Below are 25142 nucleotides of genomic sequence, written 5' to 3'. Positions count from 1 at the left end.
GCGCGCCGAATGCAAGACCCTATGTCATGCAACGCGTTTGGGTCATTCTGGGATTTTTGTTTGCTGTCGGCCTGTTGACCGCAGGGGTCTGGTCCTATGGCTACCGTCAAGCGCTGTCGCAGCTCAGCGAAAAGGCCGAGGCTGACCTTGAACTGGCTGCCGACCGGCTCAGCACTCAGATGCAGGTCTATCAGGAACTGGCCGTGCTGATGGCCACGCATCCGGTCCTGCGTGCCCTAGAGACACCGGTGCAACAACGGGCAGCGCGCGCGATATTGCTGGACGTCGCCGACAAAACCTCGGCCGTCAACATGATGTATCTTGACCGAAGCGGGCAGGTGCTGGCCTCGGCGCAGCCGGTTGTGTGGCCAAACATGGCGGACCACCCCGCGTTTCGACGCGCATTGCAGGGCGCAATGGGCAGCGCGCATGGGGTTGTGGAAAGCAGCGGAGATCGCACCTATTCCTACGCCGCCCCGGCCTTTGGCGATGCTGGTCAGGTCGAGGGTGTATTAATCGTTGTGGCCGATGTGCAGGATGTGGAACAGACCTGGCGCGGCAGTACCGAGGCGGTGTTCTTCACCGACGGGGACGGTGTCGTGTTTATCTCAAACCGATCGGATTTGTTGTTTTGGCACCGGGATGAGGGTCAATTGGGCCTGACACCTCCAGACGGCGGGGTGGTCGATTTTGCCTCGGTTCTGGTCGGTCCGCACGAGGTCTGGCAACTGAATTGGGGGCGGTATCTGCCTAGCCGCGCTTTACACCTGATGCTGGACTTGCCGGTGATCGACATGACGGCTGAGGTTCTGGTCGATGTGGCCCCCGCGCAGCGTTTGGCGGGGTTGCAGGCGGCGACCGTTGCTGCAATCTGTCTGGCCTTCGGCGCGCTGTTGTATCTGGCGACCGAACGCAGGCGCACATTGGCCGAGGCCAACACGATTCTGGAAAGCCGGGTCGCGCAACGGACGCATGCGTTGACAGCTGCAAACACGGCACTGCGCCATGAAGTGCGTGAACGTGAAGACGCAGAAGCGGCGCTGAAACACGCTCAGGAAGAGCTGATCCAGGCCGGTAAACTCAGCGCGTTGGGTCAGATGTCGGCTGGTATCAGTCACGAACTGAACCAACCGTTGATGGCAATCCAGCAATTCGCAGATAATGGCGCGGCTTTTCTATCCCGGGGCCGGGATGAGAAAGCGTCGGAGAACCTGACGCGTATCTCTGCCATGGCGGCGCGCATGGCGCGTATCATCAAGAACCTGCGCGCCTTTTCGCGCAACGAAAGTGAACCGATGGGCAAGGTTAACCTGGTTCAGGTGATCGATACGGCGGTCGAGTTGACCGAGGCGCGGTTGCGAACTGAGGATGTCCGTATGGATTGGGTTCCGCCCAATAACCCGGTTTACGCATGGGGCGGCGAAGTGCGGTTGGTTCAGGTGTTCGTCAACCTGATTAACAATGCCGCTGACGCCATGAGTGGGCAAGACGGCCGCCTCATTCGCATTGCGATCGACCGCGGCGACAAGCTGGCCGTGACTGTCCGCGATATCGGCCCCGGCATCGAAAACTCGGAAAAACTGTTCGAACCGTTCTATACGACCAAGGCTGTCGGAACCTCGGAGGGGATGGGGCTTGGGCTTTCGATCTCGTATGGTTTGGTGCAAAGCTTTGGGGGTAATATCCGGGGTGCAAATCTGGACACAGGGGCGCTGTTCACGGTCGAGCTTGAGCCTTTCACGGAGCACGAGGTCGCATGACGCGGAAAATTCTACTGGTTGATGACGACGCTGCCGTCCGCGAAGCTTTGGCGCAAACGCTTGAGCTGGCAGATTATGATCCGGTTACGGCGGGATCCTTTGTGGCAGCTAAAGACCATATTCGCGCCGACTTTCTGGGTGTGATCGTTTCGGACATCCGTATGCCGGGCCGGGATGGTTTTCATCTGCTGAACTACGCGCGTGAGGTAGATCCAGATTTGCCAGTTGTTCTGTTGACCGGTGAGGGCGACATCCCGATGGCGGTGCAGGCTATGGGACAGGGAGCTTTTGATTTTCTGGAAAAGCCATGTGCGGCGACGGACCTGCTGCCCGTGTTGGAACGTGCCTTTGACGCGCGCGCGCAGGTGATCGAACAGCGTGCCCTCAAATCAGAGCTTGAGCGCGGCGATCCAGCAGCGCGGCTTTTGTTCGGCCTGTCCGCACAGGCCGAGGCCCTGCGTGAACGAGTCCGATCCGTCGCCCCCACCGGGGCAGAAGTTCTGGTAACCGGGCCACCGGGCAGCGGGATATCGAAAGTGGCCGAAGTCGTTCATCTGATGTCGCCGGTCGGGCAGGGGCCGTTCGTCAAGCGCCCGGCCTCAGGGCTGACGCCCGAGGGGTTGGTACGCGTGTGCGAAGATGCGGCCGGTGGGTCGTTGTTCCTGGATGAGGTTTCGGCCATGCCAGACGCCACGCAATACGCCGCGCTTGAAATGATAGAGCAGGGCACCGGTTCACGGATTGTCGCGGGAACAACCGCAGATCTGGCGGTGCTGTCAGAGCAGGGCCAATTCAATGCCGACCTGTTTTATCGTCTGGATGTCATGCGTGTGCGCATCCCGTCGCTGGCGGAACGACCGGAAGATATTCCAGTGATCTTTCGCCATTATGTCGCGCAAGCGGCAGAACAGGCGGGCATTGCCGAACCCGAGATTACCTCGGAGCAACTTGCGTCTTTGATGGCCAGCGATTGGCCGGGCAATGCCAGATCGCTGATGTCGGCGGCGATGCGGTTCGTGTTGGGGATGCCGGAAGAGGTGGCACGTGCCGCTGATCTGGGGCTGAACGAGCAAATGGCGCGCGTAGAGCGGTCGTTGTTGATTGCGGCGCTGGGTCGGCACAATGGCAAAGCCTCGGATGCGGCAAGTGCGTTGAAACTGCCGCGCAAGACTTTTTACGACAAACTGGCGCGCTATCAGATTCGCCCAGAAGACTATCGGCGCTAACGGGGGCACCCGCCGCCTTTGACTGCATTATCATGCATTTATAGGCGTTGGGCCGGGCAGCCTGCATTCGCAGGCTGCGGGTAGTCACCAGAGAATCAGGGGGCGAGTCGTTCGATCTGATTCGAAGTGCGTGCGGAAATCCGCACAGCCGGGGAAATAAATGTGCGGATTTTCGCACAACGGGTAGTATCACTGCCTTTTGATGGCGATGAAGTGCCTACTAAGGCTGTGAAGTAAAACAAAAATATTTGAATTTTCCGAATTTCGAACAAAAAGTTGAGCGGCGCCCCTTGATTCGCTTCACTGCGCCACATGAGACGCCGATCTGGCGTTGACTGAAGGTTTCATGGAAGTCTGGGAGGAAAAGACAGATGAAATTCCTGACAACTGCCGCGACCGCGCTGGCGTTGAGTGTTACAGCAACCGCCGGTATGGCCGCGTGTGATGACGGCGAGATTGTCGTCAAGTTCGCGCATGTGACGAACACGGACAAACACCCCAAGGGCATCGCGGCATCGCTGCTGGAGCAGCGCGTCAATGACGAGATGAATGGCGTGATGTGCGTTGAGGTCTATCCGAACTCAACGCTCTACAATGATGACAAGGTGCTTGAAGCAATGCTTCAAGGCGACGTCCAGCTGGCCGCGCCGTCGTTGTCGAAGTTCGAGAAGTTTACCAAACAGTTCCGTCTGTTCGACCTGCCGTTCATGTTCAAGAACATTGACGCCGTGGATGCGTTCCAGGCCTCGGCGGATGGTCAGGCGATGAAAGACAGCATGCAGCGCCGCGGCCTGCAAGGGCTGGCGTTCTGGCACAATGGTATGAAACAGATGTCGGCAAATAAACCGCTTGAGGCTCCGTCGGATGCCGAAGGCCTGAAATTCCGTGTTCAATCCTCGGACGTTCTGGTTGCCCAAATGGAAGCCATTGGCGGCAGCCCGCAGAAGATGGCGTTCTCGGAAGTTTACGGCGCGCTGCAACAGGGCGTTGTGGATGGCCAAGAAAACACTTGGTCGAACATCTATGGCAAAAAGTTCTTCGAAGTGCAGGACGGTATCACCGAGACCAACCATGGCATCATCGACTATCTGGTCGTGACATCGGTTGACTGGTTGGACAGCCTTGATCCCGAGGTGCGCGATCAGTTCCTGACCATTCTGGGCGAAGTGACCGAGACACGGAACAAGGAAGCCTTCTCGGTGAACGAAGCAGCCAAGGCTTCGATCACTGATGCCGGCGGCATCATCCGCGAACTGAACCCCGAACAGCGTCAGGCCTGGGTCGATGCGATGAAGCCCGTTTGGGACCAGTTTTCCGACGACGTAGGTCAGGATAAGATCGACGCCGCTCAGGCCATCAACGCCGGGTTCTGATCCCGGTTGAGGCCGCGTGTCCAAAGACTGGGGAGTTGCGGACACACAGGCTGGGCGGGCCGTAATTTGGCCCGCCACACCTAACTCTCATCACCAACAATGTGGGGGCAGAAAAATGTCTGGTTCGAAACCCGGCCAAGGCGGGCTGGTCGACCATATCGAAGAGACCATGATTGCCGCTCTGTTGGGCGTGATGACGGTCGTAACCTTCGCCAACGTGATCGCGCGTTTTGTTTTCAATTCCAATATCTTATGGGCGCTTGAGCTGACGGTTTTCACCTTTGGCTGGCTGGTGTTGCTGGGGGCTTCTTATGCGGTCAAGAAGCACGCGCATCTGGGTGTTGATGCAATCCTGAACATGCTGGCCCCGGCGCCGCGCCGCATTCTGGCGCTGATATCGGTAGCGTGCTGTCTGGTGTTCTCGCTTCTGCTTCTGAAAGGGTCGTATGACTACTGGGCCGTGTTTGCGGACCTGCCGCCAACATCGGGCCGCTGGTTCCCGACCGGGTTCAATTTCGACGCACGCAGCCAGAGTTTTTACGAAGTGGACGATATTCCGATGGTCGCGCCGCTGCGCTTCCTCGAGGATCTGATCAACTACGGCGAGGGGTATGAGAAATTGCCCAAGGTGGTGCCGTATTTGGTGTTGCCGGTGTCGATGCTGCTTCTAGTGATCCGCTTTGCTCAGGTCGCAGTACAAATCTGGCGTGGTGAGACCGACCGTCTTGTTGCCAGCCACGAAGTCGAGGACGAGATCGAAGAAGTCCGGGCTCAGCAAGGAGAGCATGACTAATGGACGTCGTACTTCTATTCTCTATGGTCATCGGCCTGTTGCTGATCGGTGTGCCGATTGCGGTGGCCCTGGGTCTCAGCTCGACCCTGTTTCTGCTGATTTATTCCGACAGTTCGTTGGCTTCGGTCGCGGGAACCCTGTTCGAAGCCTTTGAAGGCCACTTCACTCTGTTGGCGATCCCGTTCTTCATTCTTGCGTCGTCCTTCATGACGACCGGTGGAGTGGCGCGTCGGATCATCCGCTTTTCCATCGCCTGTGTCGGGCATTTGCCGGGCGGTCTGGCGATTGCGGGTGTCTTTGCCTGTATGCTGTTTGCCGCGCTGTCGGGGTCGTCTCCGGCGACTGTTGTAGCCATCGGTTCTATCGTCATCGCCGGTATGCGGCAGGTTGGCTATTCTAAGGAATTCGCTGCGGGAGTGATCTGTAACGCGGGTACGCTGGGAATCTTGATCCCGCCGTCCATTGTCATGGTGGTCTATGCCGCCGCCGTTGAGGTCTCGGTCGGGCGGATGTTCCTTGCGGGCGTCATTCCGGGCCTGATGGCGGGTCTAATGCTGATGGTTACGATCTATGTGATGGCCAAAGTCAAGAACCTGCCCAAGGGTGAATGGAAAGGTTGGGGCGAGATCTTTATCTCGGCCCGCGAAGCCGGTTGGGGTCTGTTCCTGATCGTCATCATTCTGGGTGGAATTTATGGCGGTATCTTCACACCGACCGAAGCCGCTGCCGTCGCTGCCGTCTATGCCTTCTTTATTGCCAGCTTTGTCTACAAGGACATGGGTCCGCTTAGCACCAATGGGGATGGGCAGAACATTTCGCTTCTGAAGAAACCCTATGCTCTGGTCACGGCGTTCTTTCACCCCGACACCAAGCACACGCTGTTTGAAGCCGGTAAACTGACGGTGACTTTGCTGTTCGTCATCGCCAACGCGCTGATCCTCAAGCACGTGCTGACCGATGAACAGGTGCCTCAGCACATCGCAAGTGCAATGCTATCGGCGGGATTGGGACCAGTCACCTTCCTGATCGTGGTCAACGTAATCCTGCTGATCGGTGGCCAGTTCATGGAACCTTCGGGACTGTTGGTCATCGTGGCACCTCTGGTGTTCCCGATCGCCATCGAGTTGGGCATCGACCCGATCCATTTGGGCATTATCATGGTGGTGAATATGGAGATTGGGATGATTACGCCTCCGGTCGGACTGAACCTGTTCGTGACTTCGGGCGTGGCCGGTATGCCGATGATGAGCGTTGTGAAGGCGGCGCTGCCGTTCCTGGCCGTGCTTTTCGTCTTCCTGATCATGGTGACTTACATACCGTGGATTTCGACCTTCTTGCCCAATACCTTCATGGGGCCAGAGATCATTACGAACTAGCGGTTTCTGTGAAAGAATAGAGGGCCGGGTCTTTCGTCAGACCCGGCCTTTTTTTTGCGTGCGGAATCGATCCAGACAACCGGAAACCCATTCGATACCACCCTAAACGCGAACCCATCAGTTTCGTATCACCGGTTGAATTGCCGCATTAAAAGTTTCATCTCGTCAATCGGGCGTCGATCGTTTGCTCGCCCGGGTGTCCTTAGGTGCTCAATTAAGTGTCCGACCTCTTGAACCCGGGTACAGTGGGTATATCTTTCAGCCGAGGACGACCTCGCCTTGTTGGCTGATCATTCGGGACGACCCGAAGAGATATGAGGTGTCCAAATGCCCTGGATATTATTGCTATTCGCTGGCCTGCTGGAAATTGTCTGGGCCGTCGCCATGAAGCAATCTGCCGGCTTCACACGCCTATGGCCTACGGCCCTGATGGGCGTGTCGATGATCGGATCGTTCGGATTGCTTGCCCTTGCGATGCGCGATCTGCCTTTGGGCACGGCCTATACGATCTGGACCGGAATCGGTGCAGTCGGGGCCTTTATGGTCGGCGTAATGTTTCTGGGTGAGGCGCTGACTGCGCCCCGCCTAGTCGCGGCGGCCCTGATTGTGGCCGGGCTGGTGACGATGAAATTGGCTTGACCTCAGGCCTTTTGCAGGGCGTCGATAATGCCAGAAAAGTCTTCGGCTTTCAGGCTTGCCCCGCCCACCAGCGCCCCGTCGACGTTGGAGACTGCAAAGATTTCGGCCGCGTTGCCCGGTTTGACCGAACCGCCATAAAGTAACCGGACCGAGCGGCCGACACCTTCGCCAAATCGACGCTCAAGCCGGGCGCGGATGAAGTCGTGCACTTCTCCGATCTCGTCCAGTGTGGGGACCTTGCCGGTGCCAATGGCCCAGATCGGTTCATAGGCGACAACCAGGTTCTCACCGGTCGACTGATCCGGGATCGAGCCGGACATCTGACCGCCGATGATGTCCAACGTGTTCGCGGCCTCGCGCTGTTCCAGGCTTTCGCCGACGCAAATGATGGCTTTCAGACCCGCTTCCATTGCGGAACGTGCCTTGGCGCGGACATCCTCATTCTGCTCGTCGTAATCTTCGCGCCGCTCTGAATGCCCAAGAATGACGGCGCTTGCCCCTGCATCAACCAGCATCTGAGCACTGACATCGCCGGTATGTGCGCCGGATTCGGCTGCATGGCAATCCTGACCGCCGACATCAATTCCGGTGTCTTTCACCGCCTCTGCCGCGCGATGCAGTAGGGTTGCCGGTGGGCAAATCAGGACGTCCACCGATGCATCAGGAAACGATGTAGCCAGCGACTGAAGCTCAGGCAATGCAGCCGCAGTTCCGTTCATTTTCCAGTTTCCAGCTGCCAGCTTGCGCCGCATAACGCGTACCCCCAAATAAGTCGTTGTTTGCTCATCGGATAGCACCACCAGCCGAGCCTGACAATTCCGGTTGCAAAGGTCCGACCACAACGGCAGGTTCCGCGGTATTGTGGAGGGCGGCATGATCGACGATCTGGATCTGAGAAAACTGGATGAACGCGAGGCTTCAGAGATGGCAATGCTGCAGCATGCCATTGGTGAAGTTGGGTTTTTAACGGTGTCGAACACCGGGTTGGACGCCGATCAAGTCCGAAACGTGATCGAGGCGTATCGCGACTTCTTCCATTTGCCGAACGTCCAGAAAAAAACCGTTGATATGGTGATGACGGGTTCAAACCGAGGGTGGGGCGCGCCGCGATCAGAACAGGTCGACCCCAAGGCCAACCCGGATTTCAAGGAAGTGTTCGACTGTGGTTTCGAATTGCCTGCGGGAAATTTTTATGCCGGAAAAGGGCTCAGTGTGTATGCTCCGAACCTGTGGCCGAATAATCCTGTAGAATTTCAAGGTATTATCAGAGCTTACTACATTGACGCTTGCAATGTGGCGATGCGCGTTCTTCAGGCCATTGCGGTCGCTTTGGGCCGGGATAAACTCAGTTTTGATCGTGCCTTTGACACTCCAATGGCCCTATTGCGCGGGAACTACTATCCAGAACGCCCGGCATGGGCAGGTGATCGGGATTTTGGCATCGGGGCGCATACTGACTATGGGTGTCTGACATTGCTGGCCACAGACGGGGTCTCAGGGCTTGAGGTCCGCATGCCGGATAACAGCTGGCAACCTGTCTCTGCGGAGCCTGGTACATTCATCATCAACTTTGGAGAGATGCTTGAATTCTGGACCGCGGGAAAAGTCAAAGCCACCGGGCACCGCGTCATAGGCGGGACGCAGGAACGCATTTCGGTCCCACTGTTCTTTAACCCGTCCTACGACACCAACGTTGCTCCGCCAAGCTCAGGCAAAACGATCAGCGCAGGTGACCATCTTACGCGGCGCTACAAAGAAACCTATCTGCACCTGCAGGCGACTTAGTTTTGTGTGGAAAGCGTCTCGTCAAATTTGATGGATTCGCCGCAACCGCAAGCGTCCACAACATTCGGGTTGCGGAACTTGAACCCGGCTTCCAGAAGCGAGACCTCATAGTCGATTTCAGTTCCGAACAGAAACATCTGCGCCATTGGCGCGATCATGATGCGGGCACCGTCCTGTTCGACCACTTCGTCGTTGGTATCGGCTTCATCCACGTAGTCCATGGTGTATTCCATGCCAGCGCAGCCGCCTTTCTTGACGCCAATGCGCAACCCGGCGTGACCGCCGGTCGCCATCAGGCGTGCGATCTGCTCGGCCGCTTTGGTCGTCATTGTCACGGCTTGTTTGCCGGGAATGCCAAACATGATGGTCTCCGTTGCGCTGTGTTATCCCCAATCTAGGGCCGAGAGGCGTCAGGCTCAAGACATAGCAGACCTGCTGACCTAAGTTTTACCGGCGGTGACGCTGCCAAACGACCAATTGCCACAGCAAACTTGCGTCCCTCACGGTCTTCGCCTTAGCCTGACGGTTGTAACAAGATATTTGAGCGAAGGGCGAATGAAGATGGTAAAGAACAGGTATTTCCGCAGAAAAATTATTACGATGCAAGCTGTTGTTACAGTCTTTCTGACCGCGGGCTTGGCACATGCAACTACGGATGGCGCACGACATCCAGTGAATTGCGCAACTGCCGAGGGGGATCTTCGGGCCATCGCCGCAGAAAAGAAGCACGCAGAAGACCAGCAGGCAGAAAGTATCATTGCGATCACTCCTGCCGGTGCATTGCTGGGACTGGTCACGGGAACCGAGCAAAAAAGGCTCAGCATGTTGAATGGCGATTACGTCAAAGAGCTGGATCAACGCGCGGCCGAGATAAAATCGACCTGCGGCGTGGAATAGGCTGCTCGGGCCCTTTGATGCAAAAAGGGCTGCCCCGGTTCATGGACAGCCCTTTTGTTATCTTTCAATGCTTTACTCGGTAAAGCTAAGCGAAATTCTACATGAATCCCAGTTCAAGACGTGCTTCGTCTGACATCATCTCCATGCCCCAGGGGGGCTCCCATGTCAGTTCGACGTCAACTTCTTTGACGCCAGCGACCGGTTCGATGGCCTCGACAATCCAGCCCGGCATTTCACCGGCGACCGGGCATCCGGGTGCGGTCAGTGTCATGATGACCTTCACCGCGTTTTCCTTGGTAATATCGATCGTATAGATCAGACCCAGATCGTAGATATTCACCGGAATCTCGGGATCGAAGACGGATCTGCAAGCCTCGACCACGGAATCGTAGAGTGGATGATCGATGGTCGAAGGCGCGATCAGCGGCGTACCTTCGAACTGTTCACTTGGATGGGTCATTCGTGCCTCGGGGCTGTTACCTGAGAAATTATATAGGGAAAGGCTGGGGCAGCGTCCAGTGGTGCCGTGTGGCCCCCGGGACGCTGCGTCGATTTGGATCAATCGTTGATATCGTGGCGGAAGGTTTTCACCTGGCCATGGGGCAGGGCGAACATGCGCCGCAGGATCAGCCAGGCCACAAGCGAAAGACCCGCAAAGATCAAAAGCAAGACCGCCAGGCTCGGGGCAAAACCGGGGATCACAAGCAAAAGCCCTGTGACCGCCGCTCCAATCGCAAAGCCAAGAAAGATGAACCCCGGCAAGACGATCTCAAGTATGCCCAGAGCTAGCGCTCCGGCCAGCCAGAGCCACCATGTCAGCCAGAAGGGATCAGCCATTACTTTCCTCCTTTTAACATCTTGAAGGCATCGCCAAAGGCCTCAAGCGCATTGGCGGGAACCACGATGGTCTGCGACCCGGTGCCGTTACCCAGCGCGTTCAGGGATTCGACCTGCTTCAACGCGACCTGATACTGGGCAGCCTCGATACCATTGTCCTGAATGGCCTTGGCGACCACGCCGGTTGCATAAGCTTCGGCCTCGGCCTGAATACGGCGGGCTTTTGCGGTCTGCTCGGCCGCATAAAGTTCCGCGTCGGCATTCAATTCGACCGAACGTTTCTGACCTTCAGCCTCGGTCACCTGCGCGCGGCGGGCGCGTTCGGCGTTCAACTGCTGCAGCATCGCATCGCGTGTGGCCTGATCCAGGTTTACGTCCAGAATCTCGGCGCGGGTGACTTCGATCCCCCAGTCGTCAACGGCAGTTTCGACGCTTTCCTGAATGCGTTCAATCAGTTGCGCGCGATTGGACTGCACCTCATCCAGATCCATTTTACCGATTTCGGCACGGACGATACCTGCAACGGTTGTTGCAATCGCTCCGTCGACGTCACGGATACGGTACACGGTCTTTTCCGGTTCAAGAATGCGGTAGAACACCGAGGTATCGATCTGAACCAGAACGTTGTCCTTGGTGATCGCGTCCTGCGTCGCATTCGGTAGCTGGCGTTCAAGAATGGATATCTTGTGACGCGCAACATCAAGAAAAGGAACGATAAAGTTGATTCCGGGGCCAAGCACCGAGTGCAGGCGGCCAAAGCGTTCAACCACGTATTTTTCCGACTGAGGCACAATTTTGATGCCTTTGAAAATAACGACGACAATCAGAACTGCCGCAAGCAGGTAAATGATGTTCGATGTTAGCAACCCAATGATCTGTTCTTCGGTCATATCTGTCCTCTGTATTATTGTGTACTATGGTATACACTTGGGGATTGACTCGCCCATTTTCAACTCTGGTATGGCGGGAATGGGGATAGATGCAAATCTCTGAAAACCACAATGTAGCGTGGAATATGTTGAATGTGGCTGCTTTGCATCCGGTTGTGATTGCGCTATCGGGCGGGGATGAAACTGATAATTGACACAGATCCGGGCATCGACGATGCGATGGCCATTGCCTATGCCGCCGCTGCACCAGAAATAGACCTGATCGGCCTGACCACGGTTTTCGGCAACACGCATGTGCACCAATCCAGCCGCAACGCGCGGTTCTTGCTCCATAAACTGGGACTGGACGCGCCAGTGGCTGAGGGGGCGCCGCTTCCAGTTGGTGCGACCACATACGACCCGTCCGAGCACGTGCACGGCCCCGAAGGATTCGGTGATTTGACTGACATCCCGCAGATTGGGGAAAATCACCCCCTGACGGCGGCCGAATTCCTTGTCGAGCAGGCGCGGGAACACAAGGGTGAACTGGTCGTCTGCGCCATTGGTCCGTTGACCAATGTCGCCGATGCCATGCGGTTGGACCCAGAGTTTGCAGGCAACATCAAGCGACTGGTGATCATGGGCGGTGCCGTGTTTTGCCCCGGGAACATCACAGAGCATGCTGAAGCCAACATCTATCACGATACGCAGGCTGCGGATGCAGTGTTCGCAGCTCCGCCGGATACCGTTCTGGTTGGCTTGGATGTCACGCTGAAAACTCTGTACGAGACTGCGGATTTTGATGCGTTGGCCGCTCGCTCTGCTGACATGGGCGGTTTCCTGCGCGACATCTCGAAATTTTATCTGAAGTTCTACAAGGATATCGGCGGTTTGGAGGGGTGTGGCCTGCACGACTCGACGGCCGTGATTGCCTGCACCCACGAACCCATGTTCGAGATAGTCGAAACCGGGCTTCAGGTTGTGGTGGATGGTCCGCAAATCGGGGCAACCCAACCGGATGGCAACAGACCAACGGTGCGCGTTTGCCGGGATGTGGATGGGGCAGGGGTTGTCAGCCTGTTCACTGACCGCGTTGCGTCATTGCCCTGACGGCTTGCAATACCAGCGAAGATCGGGCAATTGCTGCCCGGTTCAGCGACCCTGAGGCATCTACATGACAGACCGTTTCTCTTTTGACCTGAAGGCCACGGATGGCAAGGCCCGTACCGGAGTAATCAACACTCCGCGCGGAGAAGTTCGCACGCCGGCTTTCATGCCGGTTGGCACTGCGGCAACGGTCAAGGCGATGATGCCGGAAAGCGTACGCGCCACAGGGGCGGACATCCTGCTGGGCAACACCTATCACCTGATGCTGCGCCCGACCGCTGAACGGATCGATCGTTTGGGCGGATTGCACAGGTTCATGAATTGGGAACGGCCGATCCTGACGGATTCCGGTGGGTTTCAGGTTATGTCGCTGGCCGGGTTGCGCAAGCTGACCGAAAAGGGTGTGACCTTCAAATCTCATATCGACGGCTCGCGCCACGAATTATCGCCTGAGCGATCGATGGAGATTCAGCGCCTGTTGGGGTCCGACATCGTCATGTGTTTCGACGAGTGCCCGGCGCTGCCCGCTGACCGGAATCGCATTGCCGAGTCGATGCGCCTGTCGATGCGGTGGGCCGAGCGGTCGCGTGACGCTTTCGGGGATCGTCCCGGTCACGCTTTGTTCGGCATTCAGCAGGGCGGGCTTGAGCAGGATTTCCGCAAGGAATCGGCCGAGGCGCTGAAAGAGATCGGTTTCGAAGGTTACGCCGTCGGTGGTCTTGCCGTGGGTGAAGGCCAGGAAGCGATGTTCGACGTGCTGGACTTTGCGCCGGATATGCTGCCGGTCGACAAACCTCGTTATCTGATGGGCGTTGGAAAACCGGATGATATCGTCGGTGCCGTTGCGCGTGGCATTGACATGATGGATTGTGTGCTGCCGTCCCGTTCGGGGCGCACAGGGCAGGTATTTACGCGCTACGGCGTGGTGAACATCAAGAATGCCCGTCATTCAGATGACCCGCGCCCGTTGGATGAACACTGCACGTGTCCTGCCTGTACAAACTACTCCCGCGCTTATCTGCACCACGTGTTCCGTTCGAATGAAATGATTTCTGGCATGCTGCTGACCTGGCACAACCTGCATTATTTCCAAGAGATCATGCAGGGGATGCGTGACGCCATCGCTGCCGGAACATTCGATGCGTGGCAGGTCGAGTTCCATGCGCAGCGCGCGCAAGGCGATATTGAGCCTGTTTGATAGGCGCTTGGCGTTTTGGTGATCAAAATCACCGAATAGTCCATCAGGTGCCTTGCAGTCCCGAACACCTCAGGTCATTCTCACCATGAGAGATGGCGGTAAGGTTGAAATAGGGCGTTAACTGCCCCACCTTTATCGTCCAAGACAGGAGACGGCCGGGCGTTGCCTCGATGAGGGACCAGAGCCGTCTTGCCAATGATAAGGATAGAGCATGCAAGAGCCCCTGAACTCCTCATACCCAGTGCTGCCGCTGCGCGATATCGTGGTTTTCCCGCATATGATCGTGCCGCTGTTCGTCGGTCGGGAAAAATCCGTCCGGGCGCTGGAAGAAGTGATGCAGGACGACAAGCAGATTCTGTTGTCCAGCCAGATCGACCCTAGCGACGATGATCCAACCGAGGACGGCATCTACCGTTCCGGTGTGCTGGCCAATGTACTGCAATTGCTGAAATTGCCGGACGGCACCGTGAAGGTGCTGGTCGAGGGCCAAGCCCGTGTGATGATCACGGAATTCCTTGAAAACGAAGAATTTTTTGAGGCCCGCGCCGAGTATCTGACCGAAATTCCGGGCGACGTTACGACAACCGAAGCACTGCAGCGCACTGTTGCGGATGAATTCGAGCGTTACGCAAAAGTGCGCAAAAACATCCCCGAAGAAGCGTTGACCGCAGTTGGAGAATCCACCGAACCGGCAAAGCTGGCTGACCTTGTGTCGGGTCATTTGGGGATTGAAGTCGAACAAAAGCAAGACCTGCTGGAAACCCTAAGCGTCAGCGAGCGACTTGAGAAGGTCTATGGCCTGATGCAGGGCGAAATGTCGGTTCTGCAGGTCGAGAAAAAGATCAAGACCCGCGTCAAAACCCAGATGGAGAAGACGCAGCGCGAGTACTATCTGAATGAGCAGATGAAGGCCATTCAGAAGGAACTTGGCGATGGCGAAGACGGCAGCAATGAAGTTGCCGAACTGGAAGCCAAGATCGAAGAGACCAAGCTGTCGAAAGAGGCCCGTGAAAAGGCCGAAGGCGAGCTGAAAAAGCTGCGTAACATGAGCCCGATGTCGGCTGAGGCCACCGTCGTACGCAACTATCTGGACTGGATTCTGGCCTTGCCGTGGGGCACCAAATCCCGCGTGAAAAAGGATCTGGGCCGCGCGCAGGACATTCTAGATGCCGATCATTATGGCCTTGAGAAGGTCAAGGAACGGATCGTCGAATATCTGGCTGTTCAGCAGCGGTCGAAAAAGCTGAAGGGCCCGATCATGTGCCTTGTTGGCCCTCCGGGTGTGGGTAAAACCTCGCTTGGTAAGTCGGTTGCACGTGCGACGGGGCGTGAGTTCATCCGCATCTCGCTGGGTGGTGTGCGCGACGAATCCGAGATCAGGGGACACCGTCGGACCTATATCGGTTCAATGCCCGGTAAGATCATCCAGGCGCTGAAAAAGGCGAAGACCACAAACCCGCTCATCCTGCTCGACGAGATCGACAAGATGGGGCAGGACTTCCGTGGTGACCCAGCATCGGCGATGCTCGAGGTGTTGGATCCGGAACAGAACAGCACGTTCATGGACCACTACCTGGAAGTGGAATATGACCTGTCGAACGTTATGTTCCTGACCACGTCCAACAGCTACAACATGCCAGGGCCCTTGCTGGACCGGATGGAGATCATTCCGCTGGCCGGTTACACCGAGGACGAAAAAAGCGAGATCGCCAAGCAGCATCTGATCAGCAAGCAGGTGAAGAACCATGGCCTGAAGGCCAAAGAGTTCGAACTGACCGATGACGCGCTGCATTCGATCATCCGCACTTACACGCGGGAAGCTGGCGTTCGGAACCTAGAACGTGAAATCGCCAAGGTGGCCCGGAAGTCGCTGACCAAGATCATCAAAAAAGAGGCGGAATCAGTAACGGTGACGCCAGAAAATCTTGATGAGTTCCTGGGTGTGCCAAAGTTCCGCTATGGCCTGGCCGAACAGGACGATCAGGTTGGTGTCGTCACCGGTCTGGCGTGGACATCGGTCGGTGGTGATCTGCTGCATATCGAGGCACTGAAACTGCCGGGCAAGGGCCGGATGAAGACCACCGGCAAGCTGGGCGATGTGATGAAGGAATCCATCGATGCGGCGTCGTCTTATGTGCGGTCAATTTCGCCTCAGATTGGGGTGAAGCCACCCAAGTTCGACAAGATAGACATCCACGTGCACGTGCCGGATGGTGCGACTCCGAAAGACGGGCCTTCGGCTGGTCTGGCCATGGTGACCTCAATCGTATCCGTGCTGACCGGTATTCCGGTTCGCAAGGACATCGCTATGACGGGTGAGGTTTCGTTGCGTGGCAACGCGATGCCGATTGGTGGTTTGAAAGAGAAACTGCTGGCGGCCCTGCGCGGTGGCATCAAGACTGTTCTGATCCCGGAAGAGAACGAAAAGGACCTGGCCGAGATCCCGGACAACGTGAAAGAAGGTCTGAAGATCATTCCGGTAGAGCACGTGTCCGAAGTTCTCAAGCTGGCACTGGTACGTGAGCCAGAAGCGATTGAGTGGGATGAGGCCGCCGAAGAGGCTGCCGCAGCCGCTGCAAAGGCCACTGAAAGCGCAAGCCCGTCTGCCACAACGCACTAAGCGATAGGCAATAGAAAAAGAAGAGGCGGGGTCTTCCCCAAGGCCCTACAGGTAAATGTTGAAAGAGGCTGAGAGTTCAGCCTCTTTTGCAATTTTATTTTAGATGAGCGGATTTGACACTTTTAGTCCAAGGCAAGCATTGGGTTTTTTAAGTTCAAAAGTCTGCTCCCTGATGAAAGCTCGTTCTTTAGAGTGCACTTCACACCTCAGATTAAATTAGTGCTCCAAGAGCATTTCCTTCGGTCAGTCGGACCTGGAGATCTCAAGAGCTGCCTGCACCAGATTTTTCCAAATTGCCTCTACAGACGACCTCTCATTGTTCATTTTGCGAGCGATGCATATGTTCCAACTTGGAGCTCCTTTGACGTTCACCTGGACTAGCTTGCCAGCCTTGATGGCGTCGGAGAACAAGTCTTTTGTGCCGCCACTCAAGTATCCACCTGACCGAACCAAGTTCTCAATGAGCGAAAAGTCATCTGTCTCTATGGCAGGTATCTCTCTCCATCTTGGATCAATTCCGGCTTTGACCAAGATTGCTTCAAATTCAGATTTCCAGTGTTTGTGTAGGAATGGCGATGCAATGGGATAGTTGAATGCCTCTGCAAATAATACCGGCCCCTTTTTTGTGATGGGGTGTCCAGGGGGCGCCACAACGACCAATTCCTTTGATGATACTTTTACGATTTCTAACCCATCTGTGGACGCTGTATGAGTCAGATCTCCGACAAATATGTCGACACTGCCGCCTGACGACAGTTCCTCAGAGTCCGTATCTGCTGAAACTTTGACAGACACCTGAACTTTTTGGATATCCTCTTCAGCCATCTTTAGCGCCGGTGCAACAAGTGACAGGGTCGTTAAAGGCCCGCATACAATCTCTACGCGATCTACACCGCTTGCCGCCCGCGCGATATTCTTGCGAAACTGATCGTTCGAAATTTTCTGTTGCCTACAAAGTTCGACAACCTTCTGTCCGGCGTTAGTCAGCTCAATCCTTGCACCAGAACGCTTAAATATGACCAGGTCTGCATCCCGTTCGGCCTTCTGTATGAGCCTCGTCAACGTAGGTTGTGACAGGTCAAGTTCTCTTGCGGTGGATTTGAAGTTCAGTGTTCTGGAGAGGCTCAACAGTGCACTTATTGTTCGGTCGTCATACATCTTGCGTCCATTTCACAATTTGCAACAATTGTCAAAAAACTTGAAACGCGCGCAGTTGCCAATGATTTTTTTGCTCAGAACGCTAAGGTTGAAAGGAACGATGGCCAATCAACATCGATTTTATGGGTCGCTGACCACTTTTGCCAACGAAGGGAACATCAGATCATGACACGCTGTATGGCAAAGCTGATGCCACTTATTTTCACTGTGTTTTCAACGCAAATCGTAATGGCGGATGAGCGCCCCAATATTCTATTGATCTTAGGCGATGACATGGGTTTCGCAGATATTGGGCCCTTCGGCTCCGAGATTGAGACACCGACGCTGGATGAACTTGCTTCGGAAGGACTCAAGTTTACTAACTTTCGCGCGACTCCTGTTTGCTCCGTCTCGCGCTCTGAGATCCTGACAGGTGCAAACAACATTCAGGTTGGCTTGGCGGCCTTTGACTATGCCGTTTACCCGGATGCTGAAGGAAAGCCAGGCTATGAAGGCTATTTGACCGACAATGCTGTCACTATCGCTCAATTATTGCAGGACGCAGGATATAACACCTACACCACAGGTAAGTGGCACCTTGGGCATCCCACCCGAAACACCGGCAAAGGTCCGCAATCCTGGGGTTTTGATCGTAGCTACGGGATTTACGTCGGCGGCTCCAATCATTGGAACCAAGAGGTCATGCTTCCTGATGAAAAAGACCCTGCAACAGCAGAAGCAGTAGAGAAGGGGCAAATTCCCAAAATATCTCAAGAGGAATTCCATGAAGACGACCGTTTGGTAACTCGCCCTGACGGGGTGTACTCAAACGACCTATACACTTCAAAAATGATCGAATACTTGGAGGGTGGTCGCGGATCTGGCAAACCTTTCTTTGCCTATATGGCTTTCACAACGGCCCACTTCCCAATCCAAGCACCAGCAGAGCTTATCGATAAATACTACGAAATGTATCTGGAGCTGGGGTACGAAGGATTGAGGGAAAAACGTTATGACTCGCTTATAAAGCATGGCGTGATCTCTCCGTCCTCAAAGTACCATGATGGTAAAGAAGACAATTCTGATAATCTTGTTGTACCTTGGTCATCACTGTCGGATGAGCAGCAAAAATACCAAGCAAAGATCATGGCGACCTACGCCGCAATGATTGACTCGCAGGATCAGCACATCAAGAAACTATTCGATTACCTCGATTCCATCGGCGAGCTCGATAACACCCTGATCATTTACCTTACCGACAATGGACCGGAAGGGACGGACTTCCGCGGCAAGTTAAGCAATCCACTATTGAGCAAGTGGGTAGAAGCAAACTTTGACCAAAGTCTTAAGGCCATAGGATCGGCCGACGCACTTTGGCAAATCGGAACAACGTGGGCGAACTCTACGACGGGTGTTTTGACTTTCTGGAAAGCCTATGTTTCCGAAGGCGGAGTGCGAGTTCCTTTCATGATCAAACCACCTTTGGGCTATGAATTTGCCCACTTAGGTCAGAGCACAAATGCTGTTACGAGCATCAAGGACGTTCCTATGACAATCTTGGATTACGCCGGTGTTCAGGCTGATGGCCCAAGGTACGACGCCCCCAATATGGTGAAACCCTCTGGTGTCTCAATGAGGGACTTCGTTGAAGGCAAACAAAACTATGTTCGAAATGAAGATCAGTGGGTCGCCTTTGAGCTTTTTGGAAACACATATGTAATCAAAGGAAATCATAAAGCAGTTCGCATTCGCACTGGTATGTTTGGATCTGGCGAATGGCATCTTTACGACATCGTCGCTGATCCGGGTGAGACTACACCAATTGAGGAACAGTTTCCAGGAAAGCTCGAACAGTTGAAAAAAATCTATCAAGGCTATGCTGACGAGATGGGTATTGTTCCGGTGGCGGAGGATTGGAACCCGTGGACCGTCGTGGGTAAATAAACTGATTTGTTAGCGACCGCTGTCCTTGACATTGCTTTGGACGGCGGCTTTTTCCACAATGTCTGAGGTGTGCCTTGTCTCTCGCTCAATTACTGCTTCTCATATCGTCCGTCGGTCTAGTCCCTATAGCTCTAAGCTATGGCGCAAAACCCAAACTCACGATGAAGCTCCTGTATGGTGCCGACATTAACGACAATATTGCGCATATACTGCGTGCCGTAATGGGTCTTTATTTTGCGGTTATTGCCTCTTGGATAATAGGTATTGCTAATCCGGCATTCACCGATACGTCCCTGATCATTCTCGTGGTTTTTATGTTCGGTTTGGCCGGCGGGCGGGTGCTAAGCCTATTTGCGGAAGGCCGCGTGCACTTTCTTTTGCATGTCTATATGGCGCTTGAAATATTGATTGGCACCGCGGGCTATTACCTACTTTCAAAGTGAGTTCGGCAAGCGAAATCGGGCTCCCACAATGATGCGGAAATTTGGATTGGAGCTCGTCAATATTGCGGATCAAGGAGCGAAAATTGACAACCGTTGCTAACTTTTTTCATTCAGGATCGGATCCGAGTTGGGTACGCGCTGCTCGAAACTTTGCCAACTTGATCCTGACGCTTGTTGTTTTCGCGACCCTGGGCAATCCGGCTACTGCTCAAGATCAAGATGCCGCATCGTCCGCAGCGCAGGCGAATAATCCGCTTGCCAATTTCAAAGCAGTCAATGTCCAGAATTACTATATCGGCGAAATTACGGGAACACGCGAAACGGGCAATCAATTTTGGTTACGGTATGCGCAGCCGGTTAGTTTAGGTGACACGAACTGGATCTTGCGGGCTTCGTTACCGATAAACTCTTTCCCGAGGCCAGGCGGGAAAACTACGGGCGTTGGAGATCTCAATGTATTTGCGGCATATCTAATTGACATTGGAAATCCGGCGGTGAGCTTCGGTATTGGGCCTCAGTTAACCGCGCCAACTGGCTCTACTGACGGTTCGGGGTCTGAAAAATGGTCGGCAGGTATCGCAAATGTATTGTTCAATGCGTCTTCTCCCAAATTCCAATACGGTTACCTTTTGACTTGGCAAGCCAGTTTTGCCGGTGACAGTAATGCGAGCGACGTAAATACCGGAGCATTCCAACCGTTCCTGTTCTACCAGCTAGGAGGAGGTACTTACCTGAGATCAGCCCCGATCATGACCTACGATTTTGAAGCGGACAGCTTCAATGTGCCAATTGGCTTAGGCATCGGGCAGGTATTCAAGAAGAATGACATAACCTACAACGTCTTTGTCGAACCCCAATACTCAGTTGCGAGCAAGGGACCAGGACAAGCGAAGTGGCAAGTTTTTCTAGGCTTCAATACACAGTTTTGAGGGTGATTGTAGAGAAGTCATTTTGGACAGATTTTCTAAAAGCTAAATAAATCCCGATCATACACAAAGCCCTTTGCAATACCGAGCTTCATAGCTGGGCTCTTGTGTTCTTTTACCATGAGGTCGGTGTAGTTATGGGCAAACCTCAGGATATCCACCAGCTTCATGACCATAACCGGATTGTAGTACTGCTTGTAGTACCACAGGCTTTTGCGGCCCGAGGTTGACAAGCCACGCTCAAATCCCATGACCTTGGTCCGTGCCCGAGCGTGATACATGTCTACCGGATGCGTTCCCGCCCGAACTGCGAACTGGGCCATCTGGGCATAGTCTAATCGTGTCGGGTCAGTGCGGAAAATCACCCGCTTATGCGGCTCATTAATGAAGTGGAACGGATAGTGAATGCCGGCCGTTTCAGACTGACCGGTATGATCCATTAGGAGCTCCCTGATATCGGAGAGTGCCATATTGCCAAAGGAGGCTTCCAAAAGGTACTCCATGGCGCCGTCCTGTGGCCTGGAGACAGCCTGATCACCACCTCCAGGCAAGAACCCTGCCTGACGCATCAAATACTCCACGCGCTCTAATTCCCTGTTACCATCAGCCACAAACCCCAGGCGCCGCGGATGGCTTTCATTCTTTGCCATGGTGACGTCTGCAATCCGCACCACTCTCTTCTGCACTTCATTTTTGAACACAGCCAAAAAGGCTGAAGAGACACCCGTATCGCGGTCAACTGAAAAGTTCAGCAGCCGATACTTCCGACCCATCTTCTTCTTGAGCAGCATGATATGCGCAAACTCGGCCGCGTCTTGTCGAACCCTCGCGGCCATCTCAAGGAGCCTGATATCGTCATCAAGCTCTCTTGGCTTTTTGTTACGGTGCCACCTACTTGATTTTGGGTTGGTCGCCTCGTGTCGTTTGCAAATGTACTCGATGTACTCACTGGCAAACCAAATCCGAGCGTTCTCCCGCATAGAACGAGGCTTGTCTTTGTCACCGACAATGTCCATCGCCCTTTCGACGGCAAGCGGGTGAACGTCGGGATCAACATCTGTTGTAGATGCGATGACATACTTGCTATCACTGTGGACGGTGCACATGTGGCGCACTTCTACAAGTTTACGAATACCTTTGTCGGGCCAATTCACCTGAAGGATTTGTGTGTCCGTGGCGAAGTGAGGACAGTCACCTTCAAAAACTTCGGGCAGTCGCTTCTCCCGATCTGCTGCAAAGGCTTGGCATTGCTCATGGATGAAGTCGATCTTTGAATAGACTTCCGGAAGTGATGTATCGAGTAATCGTGAGATAGCTGAAAGTGTCACGCCATTAACCAGCGATCTAAAGACTTTACCATTTAGATCGCTACGCTTTTGTCGCCTCGTTGAGCGACCAATCGAAAAGGTCTTCTTACACGCTTTGCACTGATATCTTGGATCTCCTTTGGCCGTCGTACCGAACTTTCGATACCGGCTCGGCATGAGCCCAACGGTCGCTCCATGATTGCTACATGCAACACTCGGACAACTTTCACGTTTTGTTCTTCTATTCAGGCGGGAGAGCCTTGCGTATTCTTCCGCCAATGCCTTGTTGGATTTGAGGATGCTAGACCGTCCGCAACTTGGGCAAACATAGGTGCGCTGATCTCCGGATCCGGAGACCTTGCCCCGCGCCAAATTCGAACCAGGAGTAGCTGGTCGGCCGCGCCCATCTCGTGGGTCAGGTAATACGCCGTAAAGGTCACAAAGTGGATTGCGGCAAAAATTGACTGAGAAACCTCCAGGCAGGCGAGGAAGTCGAGTTCTCATTTTGTTCGCAGATTTTTGCGAAGCCTTCTTGGGTTCCGGCACGTCACAAGCTCATATTTCTAAACGAAAACGACCAGCAGCCTAACTGCTGGTCGGTAGCTCGTCAACATTTACCTATAGTGGCTTGGGGTCTTCCCCGCCTTTTTCCTTTTCAGAAGCCGATAACAGGCTTCTTCGGGTCCAGAACCTCTTCCTCGGCGATGTAAGTCTGAAACTTTTTGGCGGACAGGGAGGATCGGACCGCCAGACCGAAAATGACGATTGAAAACAGGACGCACAGCAAAATATCCCAACCGAAGGGGATTTGCTTAAGCGCACCTTCCCCGAACTGTCCCAGGAACGAGATCAGGCCGATCCCTCCGAAATAGGGAACCAGCCACAGGGCCTCGGTCACGTCCATTTCGTCCAGCCGATTGTGGAACCGTGCCAGAAGAAGAACAAATCCGACGATCAACGCGATGCCAAGCCGCCAAACGGTGTCCCAACCGCTCCAATAAACGATGAGCGTGGCGACAGCGAATGCCGTGATGGCCACCACTTTGACGAAAGGGATGCGAATGGAACGCGGGTGGTCCGGCATCAGGCGGCGCAAGCACACAACGGCGATTGGCCCAACGGCAAAAGATACGACTATGGCGGCGCCATTCAGGGCAATAACGGTGGTGAACGGGACCGTAAGAAGGAACAGAATTCCAATCAGAAAGTTCAGAGACAAGGCCCACAAGGGCACCCCAAATGAAGACAGTATTTGCAAACGCTTTGGCAGGAAACCGTTCTGTGACAAGGCCAGCGCGATACGCGCGTTCGAGCCGGTGGACACCAAACCGTTGCCAAAGGGGCCAATGACCGAGCCGACATTCAAAACGCTCAGGAACCAGACGATCCCAACGGATAGGATGACCCCGTCCAATGGCCCCTGACCGCTAAAATTCAGGCTTGCCCAGCCGTTCTTCAGCATCTCCGGGCCAAGAGCGCCGATAAACGCAATCTGTAATCCGACGTAAATGGCTGCACACAGAATGATGGACAGCACCAGTGCCGCAGGAATGGCTACTTTGGGGTTTCGAACCTCACCAGCCATATCGACCACATGGCGGAAACCGATGAAGGAAAAGATGACGCCTCCGGTTGAAACAGCCGCCATGATGCCCTGCAAGCCGTACGGCGCAAAACCACCCGGTTGGGTGAAGTTCCCGGTGTCAAATCGACTTGCGATCAGCAGAATCGACAGAACGATCGGAATGGCAATTTTGGCCCATGTCAGCGTTGCGTTCACTTGCGTAAAGAATTTTACCCCCAACGCATTAATGACAACGAACAACAACATGAAAAACAACGCCACGGCGATACCCGCGCCGGTCAAATCGCCCGTAGCGGCTGTGTGCAGCCAGGGAGCATAAGGCCCGAGGTATTTAAGCATCGCCTCGACCTCAATCGGGGCAGTGGTGTTGTACCCAATCCAGGCTGTCCACCCCATTGCCATCGAAACGATATTCCCGTGCGAAAACTGGGGGACGCGGGCGATCCCCCCGGGAATGGGCAGCATGGCCGAAATCTCGGCGAAGGTTATCGCAAGAACGAACATGGCCACCGCGCCAATGATCCACGAAAGGATAGCGGCAGGACCTGCGTGTTGAACTGCGAGGAGGGGACCGAACAACCAGCCGGAACCGATAATTCCACCGACCGAAATGAAGGTCAGGCCGACAAGGCCAATATCCCGTTTCAATTTGGCCATGCGAAACCCCATGCCTCAGCGCCGGTTGATCACACGGCAGATGCAGGAACGATACGCAGCTGAAATGCAAGCTGGCAAGTAATGTAATTTCAAGGCCTTAGAATGCGTTGATTCTGAGGAAGTGGAATGGTGGGTGATAAGAGATTTGAACTCCTGACAACTTCGATGTGAACGAAGCGCTCTACCACTGAGCTAATCACCCGTAGGCACTGCTGTTACAGCGACTCGGATTGGTTGGCAAGATGGCCGGTGGTGAATTCGATACAGCTCATGAAAAGCTGGTTTTCCGGCCTCGGGGGTGGGTGGCACAATCGGAAAAAATCAGGTTCTTCGAAAAAACTTCAAAACGCCGCTTGACGATGTCGGGGCGTAGCCATAATACACCCAAACGTTCAGCGATGAACAGACAGCGGGCGGTTGTAGCTCAGATGGTTAGAGTACCGGCCTGTCACGCCGGGGGTCGCGGGTTCGAGCCCCGTCAACCGCGCCACTGCTGTCCGCCTGGATCCGGGTTAAGGGATCACGAAAATAGATGCGCGGTTGTAGCTCAGTTGGTTAGAGTACCGGCCTGTCACGCCGGGGGTCGCGGGTTCGAGCCCCGTCAACCGCGCCATTTTCCCTAAAGTCAGCGGTAAATTCATTATTTATGCCACGCTTCAGCGT

Annotated in this window: 22 protein-coding genes and 3 tRNA genes; 16 read left to right on the top strand and 9 right to left on the bottom strand. The window is 54.7% G+C overall.

The genetic code is table 11. From position 1 onward, the window contains the following. Window positions 1–26 precede the first annotated feature (26 nt). The 6 genes from DK510_RS07920 (at window position 27) to DK510_RS07895 (ending at window position 7167) form a co-directional block, all read left to right on the top strand. Window positions 27–1760 (top strand): ATP-binding protein, encoded by a 1734-nt coding sequence (locus DK510_RS07920; protein WP_109311604.1) that lies wholly within the window; start codon window positions 27–29, stop codon window positions 1758–1760. Further along, window positions 1757–2986 carry a sigma-54 dependent transcriptional regulator gene (locus DK510_RS07915; protein ID WP_109311603.1) on the top strand — a complete coding sequence of 410 codons (1230 nt, stop codon included), beginning with the start codon at window positions 1757–1759 and terminating at the stop codon, window positions 2984–2986. Before DK510_RS07920 ends, DK510_RS07915 begins: the two co-directional genes overlap by 4 nt. Window positions 2987–3357: 371 nt before the next feature. Next, on the top strand, window positions 3358–4359 hold the full coding sequence (locus DK510_RS07910) for a DctP family TRAP transporter solute-binding subunit (RefSeq protein WP_109311602.1): 1002 nt from the start codon (window positions 3358–3360) through the stop codon (window positions 4357–4359). A gap of 115 nt (window positions 4360–4474) precedes the next feature. Beyond that, complete coding sequence (locus DK510_RS07905; RefSeq protein ID WP_058271493.1) at window positions 4475–5152, top strand: TRAP transporter small permease; 678 nt, start codon at window positions 4475–4477, stop codon at window positions 5150–5152. Further along, window positions 5152–6528, top strand: coding sequence for a TRAP transporter large permease (locus DK510_RS07900; RefSeq protein WP_109311601.1), 1377 nt, complete (start codon window positions 5152–5154; stop codon window positions 6526–6528). Before DK510_RS07905 ends, DK510_RS07900 begins: the two co-directional genes overlap by 1 nt. Before the next feature lie 327 nt (window positions 6529–6855). Then, a complete protein-coding gene (locus DK510_RS07895) occupies window positions 6856–7167 on the top strand; it encodes a multidrug efflux SMR transporter (protein WP_058277821.1) in 312 nt (103 codons plus the stop codon). A 2-nt stretch (window positions 7168–7169) separates the two neighbouring features. On the opposite strand, the gene tpiA is transcribed toward DK510_RS07895, so the two are convergent. After that, window positions 7170–7919, bottom strand: a complete 750-nt coding sequence (tpiA, locus tag DK510_RS07890) for a triose-phosphate isomerase (protein WP_109311600.1) — start codon at window positions 7917–7919, stop codon at window positions 7170–7172. A 121-nt stretch (window positions 7920–8040) separates the two neighbouring features. On the opposite strand from tpiA, the gene DK510_RS07885 reads away from it, so the two are divergent. Then, window positions 8041–8952, top strand: coding sequence for an isopenicillin N synthase family oxygenase (locus DK510_RS07885; protein ID WP_109311599.1), 912 nt, complete (start codon window positions 8041–8043; stop codon window positions 8950–8952). On the opposite strand, the gene DK510_RS07880 is transcribed toward DK510_RS07885, so the two are convergent. Continuing rightward, a complete protein-coding gene (locus DK510_RS07880) occupies window positions 8949–9314 on the bottom strand; it encodes an iron-sulfur cluster assembly accessory protein (protein ID WP_058271498.1) in 366 nt (121 codons plus the stop codon). The two genes, DK510_RS07885 and DK510_RS07880, sit on opposite strands and share 4 nt — an antisense overlap. Window positions 9315–9513: 199 nt before the next feature. Between DK510_RS07880 and DK510_RS07875 the strand changes: the two genes are divergently transcribed. After that, on the top strand, window positions 9514–9849 hold the full coding sequence (locus tag DK510_RS07875; protein ID WP_234998974.1) for a hypothetical protein: 336 nt from the start codon (window positions 9514–9516) through the stop codon (window positions 9847–9849). A 97-nt stretch (window positions 9850–9946) separates the two neighbouring features. Here the strand turns inward: DK510_RS07875 and DK510_RS07870 are convergent, their stop codons facing one another. The 3 genes from DK510_RS07870 to DK510_RS07860 all read right to left on the bottom strand — a co-directional run bounded on the left by DK510_RS07870 (window position 9947) and on the right by DK510_RS07860 (window position 11576). Beyond that, on the bottom strand, window positions 9947–10309 hold the full coding sequence (locus DK510_RS07870) for an SUF system Fe-S cluster assembly protein (RefSeq protein WP_058271500.1): 363 nt from the start codon (window positions 10307–10309) through the stop codon (window positions 9947–9949). Between the two features lie 98 nt (window positions 10310–10407). Then, entirely contained in the window at window positions 10408–10686 is a 279-nt protein-coding gene (locus DK510_RS07865) for an NfeD family protein (RefSeq protein ID WP_108858729.1), read from the bottom strand. After that, window positions 10686–11576, bottom strand: a complete 891-nt coding sequence (locus DK510_RS07860; protein WP_058277825.1) for an SPFH domain-containing protein — start codon at window positions 11574–11576, stop codon at window positions 10686–10688. The genes DK510_RS07865 and DK510_RS07860 overlap by 1 nt, the downstream gene beginning before the upstream one ends. A 177-nt stretch (window positions 11577–11753) precedes the next feature. Here DK510_RS07860 and DK510_RS07855 point away from each other — a divergent pair, with 177 nt between their 5' ends. The 3 genes from DK510_RS07855 (at window position 11754) to lon (ending at window position 16480) form a co-directional block, all read left to right on the top strand. Further along, window positions 11754–12665, top strand: a complete 912-nt coding sequence (locus DK510_RS07855; protein ID WP_109311598.1) for a nucleoside hydrolase — start codon at window positions 11754–11756, stop codon at window positions 12663–12665. A gap of 64 nt (window positions 12666–12729) precedes the next feature. After that, window positions 12730–13860 carry a tRNA guanosine(34) transglycosylase Tgt gene (gene tgt / locus DK510_RS07850; protein ID WP_109311597.1) on the top strand — a complete coding sequence of 377 codons (1131 nt, stop codon included), beginning with the start codon at window positions 12730–12732 and terminating at the stop codon, window positions 13858–13860. Window positions 13861–14071: 211 nt separating this feature from the next. Further along, window positions 14072–16480: an endopeptidase La gene (lon, locus tag DK510_RS07845; RefSeq protein WP_058271505.1), complete on the top strand. Its 2409-nt coding sequence runs from the start codon at window positions 14072–14074 to the stop codon at window positions 16478–16480. A 243-nt stretch (window positions 16481–16723) separates the two neighbouring features. On the opposite strand, the gene DK510_RS07840 is transcribed toward lon, so the two are convergent. Continuing rightward, window positions 16724–17638 (bottom strand): LysR family transcriptional regulator, encoded by a 915-nt coding sequence (locus DK510_RS07840; protein WP_109311511.1) that lies wholly within the window; start codon window positions 17636–17638, stop codon window positions 16724–16726. Between the two features lie 177 nt (window positions 17639–17815). On the opposite strand from DK510_RS07840, the gene DK510_RS07835 reads away from it, so the two are divergent. The 3 genes from DK510_RS07835 (at window position 17816) to DK510_RS07825 (ending at window position 20933) form a co-directional block, all read left to right on the top strand. Further along, window positions 17816–19561: an arylsulfatase gene (locus DK510_RS07835; protein WP_160116481.1), complete on the top strand. Its 1746-nt coding sequence runs from the start codon at window positions 17816–17818 to the stop codon at window positions 19559–19561. A gap of 74 nt (window positions 19562–19635) precedes the next feature. Beyond that, window positions 19636–20004, top strand: a complete 369-nt coding sequence (locus tag DK510_RS07830; RefSeq protein WP_160116480.1) for a DUF4345 domain-containing protein — start codon at window positions 19636–19638, stop codon at window positions 20002–20004. An 83-nt stretch (window positions 20005–20087) separates the two neighbouring features. Further along, a complete protein-coding gene (locus DK510_RS07825) occupies window positions 20088–20933 on the top strand; it encodes a hypothetical protein (protein ID WP_234998966.1) in 846 nt (281 codons plus the stop codon). 35 nt (window positions 20934–20968) lie between these two features. On the opposite strand, the gene DK510_RS07820 is transcribed toward DK510_RS07825, so the two are convergent. The 3 genes from DK510_RS07820 to DK510_RS07810 form a co-directional block, all read right to left on the bottom strand. After that, the gene (locus DK510_RS07820) at window positions 20969–22258 is read right to left on the bottom strand and encodes a hypothetical protein (RefSeq protein WP_160116479.1); all 1290 of its coding nucleotides are present in this window, start codon (window positions 22256–22258) and stop codon (window positions 20969–20971) included. Between the two features lie 634 nt (window positions 22259–22892). After that, window positions 22893–24479, bottom strand: a complete 1587-nt coding sequence (locus tag DK510_RS07815; protein WP_109311674.1) for an APC family permease — start codon at window positions 24477–24479, stop codon at window positions 22893–22895. A 127-nt stretch (window positions 24480–24606) separates the two neighbouring features. Continuing rightward, window positions 24607–24681, bottom strand: a tRNA-Val gene (locus tag DK510_RS07810). A gap of 211 nt (window positions 24682–24892) precedes the next feature. Between DK510_RS07810 and DK510_RS07805 the strand changes: the two genes are divergently transcribed. Together DK510_RS07805 and DK510_RS07800 are read left to right on the top strand one after the other, a co-directional pair. Beyond that, a tRNA-Asp gene (locus DK510_RS07805) sits at window positions 24893–24969 on the top strand. Between the two features lie 46 nt (window positions 24970–25015). Then, window positions 25016–25092, top strand: a tRNA-Asp gene (locus tag DK510_RS07800). Window positions 25093–25142: the final 50 nt, after the last annotated feature.

Source organism: Ruegeria sp. AU67 (genome assembly GCF_900312795.1).
GTDB lineage: Bacteria > Pseudomonadota > Alphaproteobacteria > Rhodobacterales > Rhodobacteraceae > Ruegeria > Ruegeria atlantica.
The sequence above is the reverse complement of the archived record's forward strand: the minus strand, read 5'-3'. Positions and strand labels throughout refer to the sequence as shown.

What these genes read in the sequence shown, in the direction of transcription:
- DK510_RS07920 (WP_109311604.1), top strand. Translation starts at nt 27, where the DNA reads ATGCAACGCGTTTGGGTCATTCTGGGATTTTTGTTTGCTGTCGGCCTG.
- DK510_RS07915 (WP_109311603.1), top strand. Translation starts at nt 1,757, where the DNA reads ATGACGCGGAAAATTCTACTGGTTGATGACGACGCTGCCGTCCGCGAA.
- DK510_RS07910 (WP_109311602.1), top strand. Translation starts at nt 3,358, where the DNA reads ATGAAATTCCTGACAACTGCCGCGACCGCGCTGGCGTTGAGTGTTACA.
- DK510_RS07905 (WP_058271493.1), top strand. Translation starts at nt 4,475, where the DNA reads ATGTCTGGTTCGAAACCCGGCCAAGGCGGGCTGGTCGACCATATCGAA.
- DK510_RS07900 (WP_109311601.1), top strand. Translation starts at nt 5,152, where the DNA reads ATGGACGTCGTACTTCTATTCTCTATGGTCATCGGCCTGTTGCTGATC.
- DK510_RS07895 (WP_058277821.1), top strand. Translation starts at nt 6,856, where the DNA reads ATGCCCTGGATATTATTGCTATTCGCTGGCCTGCTGGAAATTGTCTGG.
- tpiA (WP_109311600.1), bottom strand. Translation starts at nt 7,919, where the DNA reads ATGCGGCGCAAGCTGGCAGCTGGAAACTGGAAAATGAACGGAACTGCG.
- DK510_RS07885 (WP_109311599.1), top strand. Translation starts at nt 8,041, where the DNA reads ATGATCGACGATCTGGATCTGAGAAAACTGGATGAACGCGAGGCTTCA.
- DK510_RS07880 (WP_058271498.1), bottom strand. Translation starts at nt 9,314, where the DNA reads ATGTTTGGCATTCCCGGCAAACAAGCCGTGACAATGACGACCAAAGCG.
- DK510_RS07875 (WP_234998974.1), top strand. Translation starts at nt 9,514, where the DNA reads ATGGTAAAGAACAGGTATTTCCGCAGAAAAATTATTACGATGCAAGCT.
- DK510_RS07870 (WP_058271500.1), bottom strand. Translation starts at nt 10,309, where the DNA reads ATGACCCATCCAAGTGAACAGTTCGAAGGTACGCCGCTGATCGCGCCT.
- DK510_RS07865 (WP_108858729.1), bottom strand. Translation starts at nt 10,686, where the DNA reads ATGGCTGATCCCTTCTGGCTGACATGGTGGCTCTGGCTGGCCGGAGCG.
- DK510_RS07860 (WP_058277825.1), bottom strand. Translation starts at nt 11,576, where the DNA reads ATGACCGAAGAACAGATCATTGGGTTGCTAACATCGAACATCATTTAC.
- DK510_RS07855 (WP_109311598.1), top strand. Translation starts at nt 11,754, where the DNA reads ATGAAACTGATAATTGACACAGATCCGGGCATCGACGATGCGATGGCC.
- tgt (WP_109311597.1), top strand. Translation starts at nt 12,730, where the DNA reads ATGACAGACCGTTTCTCTTTTGACCTGAAGGCCACGGATGGCAAGGCC.
- lon (WP_058271505.1), top strand. Translation starts at nt 14,072, where the DNA reads ATGCAAGAGCCCCTGAACTCCTCATACCCAGTGCTGCCGCTGCGCGAT.
- DK510_RS07840 (WP_109311511.1), bottom strand. Translation starts at nt 17,638, where the DNA reads ATGTATGACGACCGAACAATAAGTGCACTGTTGAGCCTCTCCAGAACA.
- DK510_RS07835 (WP_160116481.1), top strand. Translation starts at nt 17,816, where the DNA reads ATGGCAAAGCTGATGCCACTTATTTTCACTGTGTTTTCAACGCAAATC.
- DK510_RS07815 (WP_109311674.1), bottom strand. Translation starts at nt 24,479, where the DNA reads ATGGCCAAATTGAAACGGGATATTGGCCTTGTCGGCCTGACCTTCATT.